The following is a 5,956-nucleotide window of genomic DNA, read 5'->3' as shown; positions in this document are numbered from 1 at the left end:
AAATACCCCCGGCGACAACCTAAAAAGCATATTTTTAGGTTTTGCTTTAAGGAGAGATTTCCTCATTTACTATGGGCTTTTCCGGGAATACTTACTTAAGAGACATTTGTATCCCTACTTTCATGAAACAAAACCGTTAACTGTTTCAATCATCACATCTCTACCTTTTTATTCTGAGAATGTTGCAAAAATTGCTTCATAGAGACCTGACGATTGGCCATGAATTGATTCCAAGCACCGGGAAAAAACTGTTCTAGAGTTTCCACCAAAGCCCAAATTTCAAGATTAACCATTTTGTAATATAATCCATGAGAATGTTTCACTTGAGTCAGCAATTCATCTATCTCTATTGGAGGTAATGGCTGCTTATTATTAGTTTCTTGATTAGTAAAATTCCTGGAAGCGCTAGAATCAGAAGATTTAGACATGAATAGACCTCTTGACATCCTCCAGACCTTGCGCATAGCGCGACAACGCAGGATTCCTAAACCTTGCTGCTTAGGGCTTTCTGCTGCCTCTTACAGATGAGTTGGGCTTTTCATGTCGCGTTTGCGTTAGCATTCCGTAGGAAAGCCAAACATAGCACTTCTCTCCGAGGCAGAACCTTTTTCTGGTCTTACGGTCGAGCCTCAAGACTTGCCAGCGTGGTCTTGGGGGTCTCCCTCATGAACGACTGGCGCTGACACTGCTAGTCCAGCAACCTTACTTAACCGTAACACACTATTGGCAAAACCGCAAAATTGATTGGTTTTTATCCATCCCCCCCAACGCCCCCCTTTCAAAGCTATCCCACATCGGGAACTTCTGAAAACCTTGTAGAGAAGAGGGGAGAAGGGAGAAAGAGTATAGTAACTAGGCAAAAATACTTAAGTTATTAAAAAAAAGTATTTTTTAATACAATTTTTCAGGAGAAAAAGTGTATTAAAAACCTATACATAACTTATCTATTTTGTCAAGTAAAGATGTTTATAAAGCATAGCTTTCAAAGGGGAGATGGATATCGTGGGTCTTCAACCAACCTTGAGATAAGACTGGAAAAATATATCCTGGAACCAACACACTACAATTTATGACTTTAGAGATATGACTCAGAGAATATTTATAGCTTTACTGACAAAATTTTTAGGAAATCTTAACTGTATTAATTGTATCAAACCTATTTATAATAAGGGTATAATAATTTAAAGTCAAAAACTACCAAATAGGAATTGGCTTTTTGAGATATTGGAATTATGCCGAGAACTAAGGCACAAAGACCTAATCCAAGCAGCATAAATAATCAATAGAAATCTAACCAATCAAAAAAAAGGCCGAAAGTGGTGAGGCCCCCTGATGCAAAACACTATGCCAAAACACTACCTGTGGGCTATAGGTGAAGGGATCAAAACCTATCGGCCAGGAGAAATAATAGCAGATCGCTATCAAGTTGAGCATGGTAAGATATTACTAGATACTCAACCAGAAAAAATGCCCGAGATGCCCGAAGAAATTCCGGGTGGAATAGAACCTTATTTGAAATTATTTCCCTATAGACTTCATATTCCTCAAGTTTTTGGACTGATATCAGTACCAGTGAACAAAGGGACTAAAGAAATTTGGTTGTTAGAAGGAGGGCCAATAACTCCAGGGACAGCTAGCTTAATGCCAGAAATAGCTACAGCATGGAAAGATGCTACACCCATTCGACAGCTAAACTGGTTGTGGCAAATAGCCCAACTTTGGCAACCGTTGAATGTGCAAAAAGTAGGTTCTAGTTTACTAAATCCAGAAAATCTGCGAGTAGAAGGGCAATTATTACGTTTATTAGAACTACAGCCAGATGAAAAATCTTTGACATTGCAGCAGTTAGGTCGATTATGGGAGAAATGGGTGAGCAATGCTAATCCAGCAGTAGCAAAATTTTTGAAACAACTGTCTCAGCAAATGATAGCAGGCAAAGTACAAAATGCCGATCTACTAATAACACAACTAGATAAAGCTTTAGAAGTATTGGGGCGATCGCAAGTTCGGAGCATTCACATTACCACCGCTACAGATACTGGGCCAAACCGTTCTCACAATGAAGATGCTTGTTACCCACCCAGTAAAACTTTGATTAGCTATCCACCTAGTTCTCAGACAGTAGGTATTGTTTGTGATGGCATTGGTGGTCAATATGGAGGTGAAGAAGCCTCCCAGTTAGCAATCAAAGTTCTGTGCCAAGAACTGCAAAAGATTCCGGAAAATGGCGATCCTCTAAGTATAACTACAAAGTTAGAAGAATCTGTTTGTGCTGCTAATGATGCTATTTGCGATCGCAACGATCGTGAAGAACGCCAAGGTCGTCAACGAATGGGAACCACCCTGGTGATGGCACTTGCCCATCTGCACGAACTCTACATCACTCATATAGGAGATAGCCGTGCTTACTGGATTACTCCTAGCAGATGCTATCAAGTTACTGTAGATGATGATGTCGCTAGTCGTCAAGTCAGATTAGGTTATTCTCTATATAACGATGCCATAAAACAAGTCGCATCAGGTGCCCTAGTACAAGCTTTGGGTATTACTACCTCAATAGCTCTACATCCAACAGTACAACGTTTTCTGATAGATGAGGATAGTATTTTCTTGATTTGTTCCGATGGTTTAAGTGATAAAGATCGCGTAGAAGAATATTGGCAAACAGAAATATTGCCATTGCTAGAAGGAAAAATTGATCTAGCTACAGTTAGAGATAGATTAATAGAAATTGCTAACACCAAAAATGGGCATGATAATGTGACAGTAGCTTTAGTGTATTATCAGGTAACATCTAAAGGTCAGATGACAGAATTATCTCTCCCACCTATAGACGTTAAGTCTGCACACTTAGAAAAACCATTTGTTGAGCATAAATCTCAAACTTCCATGTTTGACTTAGAATATAAAAGTGGGTGGTTTTACCTGTTAGGAATTTTTATACTTCTGGGATTAGGCGGAATATTAGCATATTTTTTAAGTCCCATAGCAACTGACTTAATTGGAATTAAAGAACCAACAAAAAAGAATTCCGATAATCAGATGGAGAAAAAGATAAAAAAACCTAGCTTATCACCAACACCTACATTTTCTCCGACCTTATCCTTCGATGTAGGTTCATTCATATTGATTAGTGGTAGCGACTCTCCAACTGACACATTAAACGAACCCATTGAATTACTAACTGGCACCAGAGATAATACTGTGAAAGGTATAGTTGCTAATGGTAGTATTCTCAAAGTAATCAGAAAAATGTATTTTTCTGAAGAAATTTGGTTAGAATTAGAGGTATGCTCAACTACAAAATCATCGAGTATCGATCCAGAATTTATCTATTACTTACAATCAAAAGATATAGGTTGGATTCAACAAGTCAAAATAGACAGTCGTATAGATATAATCAATCTCTTTAATGTAAATCCAGAACAACTAGATGGGTGTTTCAATAATTAACAATTAACAATTAATAATTAATAATTAATAATTACCTCTTCTTATAACAGATAGGATTGGTTAAAAGGAAATTTTTTTCTCCTTGCTCATGAGAGGCTTTAAACATTAACTTTTCGGTAATACAGCCTATTCCATGTAATATCATGTCCGGATAAGAGCGTGATAGAACTCCGTTCCGCTTACGCGACCAAAAAATTTTTGTTTGTAGTATTGCTCTAGCCCTAAGTTATAGATATTGCTCAAGCCCTACTACGAAGCTCTAATTATAACTATTCAACCGGACATGATATAAGTGTGGTACAGTGATTTTAGTAGATTGGCGAATTGATGTGAAAACTTAATTCCATACTTCAAAAACTATTTAAAAATTTAGTGCCACTGTACTTCATAAACCTGGAATCTGCTGTATATTAGACCACTCCGGAAAAGAGGGAGTAGGGAGTAGGGAGTAGGGGGAAAGAATTAATAATTTATGCACTATAATTGATTTCATTTTTAATTATCACGCCTATGTCTATTAGTCAAATTCAACAAATAAATATTAATTTGTGCCAGATTTGTGAGCAATTTCCATATAACTTAAAAGCCAATTAGCCATAGTAGCACGACGAGCTTGAACGGGAGTAAACTCACCAATTTTATAACCTTTGAAACCCAATTTTTGTTTCAATAATTGTTTATTTTCTTTAGGAATAGAACGAGTTAACTTCACAGTGGGCGGACGAAATTCAATAAAATTCGGAGGTTCTGGATATTCCTCTCGCCACTCTGGTGCTACCCTGGAAATATCCCATTTACCAGTAGTATCATCATAGCGATAACCAAGATAATACCAAACTAATTGATTAACAGTATTATCATCAATCTTTTCATCAATAATTGCCTGAATAGTTTCTGTGTTTAGGGATGGTAGTTCAGACATAAAACCTGATTCCTTAAAACTTAATTTAGATGATTCTGTGTTGAGAGTATGTAGAGGCAGAGGAAGACTGCCTCTCATATAACTAAGACAGACATATTCCCATTAATAAACCGAGTTTGAACCACTGATTATTGGTCGATCATACAGGAATTTTCGTTGATAAACCCGGTTTCTGGGTAAGTCCTGATAACTTAATTTTTCAGTTGTTAGTTATTAGTTAAGAGATACCTTCTTTTTTTGCCATTGATAACATTAAATCTAGGACTCGATTTGAATAACCCCACTCATTATCATACCAAGAAACAACTTTAAAGAAATTAGAATTAAGTTCAATTCCAGCGCCAGCATCAAAAATACTAGAGTGAGAATCAGTGGTAAAATCAGTAGAAACTACAGGATCTTCAGTATAACCAAGAATACCTTTCATCGGACCCTCAGCAGCAGTTTTCATTGCTGCACAAATATCCTTGTAACTGGTTGACTTCTCAGTTTTGAAAGTCAAATCAACCACAGAAACATCAGGAGTAGGCACTCGGAATGCCATACCAGTTAGTTTTCCTTTTAATTGTGGTAAAACTAGAGCTACTGCTTTTGCAGCACCAGTGGAAGATGGAATAATATTTTGAGCTGCACCACGTCCACCCCGAAAATCTTTTTTACTCGGACCGTCTACAGTTGGTTGAGTAGCAGTCATAGCATGAACAGTTGTCATTAGACCTTCACTCAAACCAAAATTATCGTCAATAACTTTAGCAATAGGAGCTAAACAATTAGTAGTACAGCTAGCATTAGAAACAATTGTATCTTGAGCAGGATCGAACAAATCGTGATTCACACCCATCAGCAAAGTTTTTACTTTCTCAGGATCTTTAGTAGGAGCTGAAATAATTACCCGCTTTGCACCTGCTGTCAAATGATTTGAAGCACCATCAAAAGTGGTAAATAATCCTGTAGACTCAACCACATAATCTGCACCTTTTTCTTTCCAGGGCAATTCAGCAGGGTTTCTAACTGACACGCAGGGAATCAACTTTCCGTTAATTGTTATGCCATCATCGGAGGCAGTTACTTCCCCTTGGAAACGTCCGTGAGTTGAATCATATTTCAATAAATAAGCTAGGTTTTGTGGTGGTACTAAGTCGTTAATTCCCACAAACTCGATTAAGTCCGGGTAGTTTAGTCCAGCACGGAATACTAGACGTCCAATACGGCCAAATCCATTGATGGCTACTTTTAAAGGCATGGATACAACTCCTATATAGCTAAAAGTTTCTATAAGTATTAGGACTTACCGATTAGAAATTATCACAAGGACAATGTGGTCTAAATTATTCTTTTCCATATCTTAAGAATCTTTAGGCCAGATGACGGAGGCATTATGGGACACCTAGCAATTATATTTGGGTTATGGAGAAAATATCTCGGAATTAGGGAACGGGCAATAAACAGGTAACATCCAACTAAATGTCGGCAGGGGTCTCCCGTTATAATCTTTGATTTAACGGGAGGGGAATGCCGACCCGCAAATAAACACATATCGGTATTAAATTTTTCAAGTTTTTTGTGTTGACAACATAGCTG

At 37.5% G+C, this 5,956-nt stretch carries 4 protein-coding genes; 1 reads left to right on the top strand and 3 read right to left on the bottom strand.

Going from position 1 to position 5,956, the window contains the following annotated elements:
* Positions 1–152 precede the first annotated feature (152 nt).
* On the bottom strand, positions 153–428 hold the full coding sequence (locus F6K22_RS28615; RefSeq protein WP_293105895.1) for a hypothetical protein: 276 nt from the start codon (positions 426–428) through the stop codon (positions 153–155).
* A 916-nt stretch (positions 429–1,344) separates the two neighbouring features.
* Here F6K22_RS28615 and F6K22_RS28610 point away from each other — a divergent pair.
* Positions 1,345–3,453, top strand: a complete 2,109-nt coding sequence (locus tag F6K22_RS28610) for a protein phosphatase 2C domain-containing protein (RefSeq protein WP_293105893.1) — start codon at positions 1,345–1,347, stop codon at positions 3,451–3,453.
* 541 nt (positions 3,454–3,994) lie between these two features.
* Here F6K22_RS28610 and F6K22_RS28605 read toward each other — a convergent pair.
* Positions 3,995–4,375 carry a DUF1823 family protein gene (locus F6K22_RS28605; protein ID WP_293105891.1) on the bottom strand — a complete coding sequence of 127 codons (381 nt, stop codon included), beginning with the start codon at positions 4,373–4,375 and terminating at the stop codon, positions 3,995–3,997.
* A gap of 217 nt (positions 4,376–4,592) precedes the next feature.
* Positions 4,593–5,618, bottom strand: a complete 1,026-nt coding sequence (gap, locus tag F6K22_RS28600; protein WP_293105890.1) for a type I glyceraldehyde-3-phosphate dehydrogenase — start codon at positions 5,616–5,618, stop codon at positions 4,593–4,595.
* Positions 5,619–5,956: the final 338 nt, after the last annotated feature.

The organism is Okeania sp. SIO2F4 (genome assembly GCF_010672385.1).
In the GTDB taxonomy this organism is placed as follows: domain Bacteria; phylum Cyanobacteriota; class Cyanobacteriia; order Cyanobacteriales; family Microcoleaceae; genus Trichodesmium.
The sequence above is the reverse complement of the archived record's forward strand: the minus strand, read 5'-3'. Positions and strand labels throughout refer to the sequence as shown.